This window comes from Streptomyces sp. RP5T (assembly GCF_003933965.1).
GTDB lineage: Bacteria > Actinomycetota > Actinomycetes > Streptomycetales > Streptomycetaceae > Streptomyces.
Map to the genome: position 1 here is coordinate 1 of NZ_RSAJ01000828.1, position 2,910 is coordinate 2,910.

The following is a 2,910-nucleotide window of genomic DNA, read 5'->3' on the forward strand; positions in this document are numbered from 1 at the left end:
CCGCAACCCTGACCTCCCTGGTCGCCCTGGTCGTGGCCGTCCTCGCCTTCGACCTCGACGCCGGGCTCACCTCGATCACCCTCGCGGTGCTCCTGAGCGCCGCCTGGCCGCAGGACAGCCGCACCGCGGTCGGGCAGATCGCCTGGACGACGGTGCTGCTGATCTGCGGTGTCCTCACCTACGTCGGCGTGCTGGACGAGATGGGCACGATCAAGTGGGCCGGTGAGGGCGTCGGCGGCATCGGCGTCCCGCTGCTGGCCGCCGTACTGCTGTGCTACATCGGTGCGATCGTCTCCGCGTTCGCCTCCTCCGTGGGGATCATGGGCGCGCTGATCCCGCTCGCGGTGCCGTTCCTCGCCCAGGGCGAGATCGGCGCGGTCGGGATGGTGGCGGCGCTGGCGGTGTCGGCGACGGTCGTGGACGTGAGCCCGTTCTCGACGAACGGGGCGCTGGTGCTGGCCGCGGCACCGGACGTGGACCGCGAGCGTTTCTTCCGGCAGCTGATGATCTACGGAGGCATCGTGGTCGCGGTGGTGCCCGCGGTGGTGTGGCTGGTCATGGTCGTGCCGGGGTTCGGGTAGGACCGACAGGCGACAACAGGTTAGGAGTTGGAAGCGTGACCTCTCTCTTCCCGGCCCTCAGGGGCGCCACGGCGGACCGTCCCGCCCTGCGGTTCGGCGACCGCTCACTCACCTACGCGCAACTCGCCGCCGCCACCGGCACCCTGGCGGCCCGTCTCGCGCGGTACGACCGTGTGGCCGTCTGGGCGACGCCGGAACTGGAGACCGCGGTGGCCGTGGTGGCCGCGCTGGAGGCCGGGGTCGCGGCGGTCCCGCTCAACCCGAAGTCCGGCGAGAAGGAGCTCGGGCACATCCTGAACGACAGCGCCCCGGGCCTGCTGCTCGCCGCACCCGGTGCCGAACTCCCCTCCGCCGTGCTCGACTTGGAGCGCCTGGACGTCGACGTGCACGGCACCGGCGGTCCCGCCCCCGAGAGCCCGGCGCGCGACGACGACCCCGCCCTGGTCGTGTACACCTCCGGCACCACGGGCCCGCCGAAAGGCGCGGTGATCCCCCGCAGGGCGGTCGCCACCACCCTGGACGCCCTCGCCGACGCCTGGCAGTGGACCGCGCGGGACGTCCTCGTGCACGGCCTGCCCCTGTTCCATGTGCACGGCCTGGTCCTCGGCATCCTCGGCCCGCTCCGTCGCGGCGGCTCGGTCCGCCACCTCGGCCGGTTCAGCACCGAGGGGGTGGCCCGTGAGCTGAACGGCGGCGCGACCATGCTCTTCGGTGTCCCGACGATGTACCACCGCATCGCCGAAACCCTCTCCGGCGAGCCCGAGTTGGCGAAGGCGCTGGCCGGAGCCCGCCTCCTGGTCTCCGGCTCGGCCGCGCTGCCCGTCCACGACCACGAGCGCATCGCGGCCGCGACCGGCCGCCGGGTCGTCGAGCGCTACGGCATGACGGAGACCCTCATGAACACCAGCGTGCGCGCCGACGGCGAGCCGCGCGCCGGAACGGTGGGCGTACCGCTGCCGGGCGTGGAGCTGCGGCTGGTGGAGGAGGACGGGTCGCCGATCACGTCGTACGACGGCGAGACGGTGGGCGAGATCCAGGTGCGCGGGCCCAACCTGTTCACCGAGTACCTCAACCGGCCGGACGCGACGGCGGCCGCGTTCACGGCGGACGGCTGGTTCCGTACGGGGGACATGGCGGTGCGGGACGCGGACGGATACGTGCGGATCGTCGGCCGCAAGGCCACCGACCTGATCAAGAGCGGGGGTTACAAGATCGGGGCGGGCGAGATCGAGAACGCGCTGCTGGAGCACCCCGGGGTGCGGGAGGCGGCGGTGACCGGGGAGCCGGACCCGGACCTGGGCGAGCGGATCGTGGCGTGGATCGTCCCGGCGGACGCCCAGTCCCCGCCCTCGCTGGAGGAGTTGGCGGACCATGTGGCCCGACGCCTGGCCCCGCACAAGCGGCCCCGGGTCGTCCACCACATCGACTCCCTGCCCCGCAACGACATGGGCAAGATCATGAAGCGGGCCCTGCATGCCTGAGCGTCCGTCCGCGCGCGAGGTGATCGCACTGCTCGCCGACGACTTCTCCGAACTCCGCTACCCCGAAAGGAAGTCGAAGCCGGACGGACCGCTCGCCTGGCAGGGCTACGACGCCTCGCGCGCCCGCGCCGCCGAACGCACCGGTGAGCAGGAGTCGGTCGTCTGCGGCACCGCGTACGTCGAGGGCACCCGAGCCGTCCTGATCGCCTTCGAGTTCGGCTTCCTCGGCGGCTCGCTGGGCGAGCGCACCGGCGACCGGCTGGAGGTGGCGTACCGGTACGCGCGTGAACACCGCCTCCCTGTCGTGCCGTTGGTGGCCACGGGGGGCAGCCGTATGCAGGAGGGCATGCTCGCCCTGTCCCAACTCCAGCGCGTGGCACGCGAGTCGGCCCTCACCAGGGCGGCGGGCCTGCCGCAGATCGCGGTGCTGCGCGACCCGACCACGGGCGGCGGCTGGGCCACCCTGGGCGCGGGCGCCGACGTGATCCTCGCCCTGCCGGGGGCCCAGGTCGGCTTCGCGGGCTCCCGGGTCCGCCCGCCGGACGCCGACCCGGCGGCGTATTCGGCCGAGGCCCAGGTCGCGGCGGGCGCGGCGGACGCGGTCGTACACCCGCAGGAGCTGCGGGAGACGCTGGGCAGATGGCTTCGGCTCCTGGCACGCCCGTCGGCGGTCCCGGGCGCGGGCCACCCGAACGGCCGAACCACCGAGACGGCACCTCACCACCCCGCCCGGCCGGCTCCCGGCACCACGGACCCCGAAACCCGGGACGCGACCGACACACAGCCCGCTGTGCAACCCGGCCGTCCGGCAGACGGCCGTACCGCCGAAGCGGCGCCCACCCCCGACA

Annotated in this window: 3 protein-coding genes; all 3 read left to right on the forward strand. The window is 73.7% G+C overall.

Annotated elements, in window-relative coordinates; genetic code table 11:
* Positions 1 to 581, forward strand: a 581-nt coding sequence (locus EHS43_RS41655) for an SLC13 family permease (protein WP_369009075.1), incomplete at its 5' end; no start/stop codon positions are given.
* A gap of 35 nt (positions 582 to 616) precedes the next feature.
* Positions 617 to 2,062, forward strand: a complete 1,446-nt coding sequence (locus tag EHS43_RS41660; RefSeq protein ID WP_125195694.1) for an acyl-CoA synthetase — start codon at positions 617 to 619, stop codon at positions 2,060 to 2,062.
* Positions 2,055 to 2,910 (forward strand): carboxyl transferase domain-containing protein (locus tag EHS43_RS41665; RefSeq protein ID WP_312023476.1); only part of this gene is annotated, 856 nt, incomplete at its 3' end. The genes EHS43_RS41660 and EHS43_RS41665, both read left to right, overlap by 8 nt.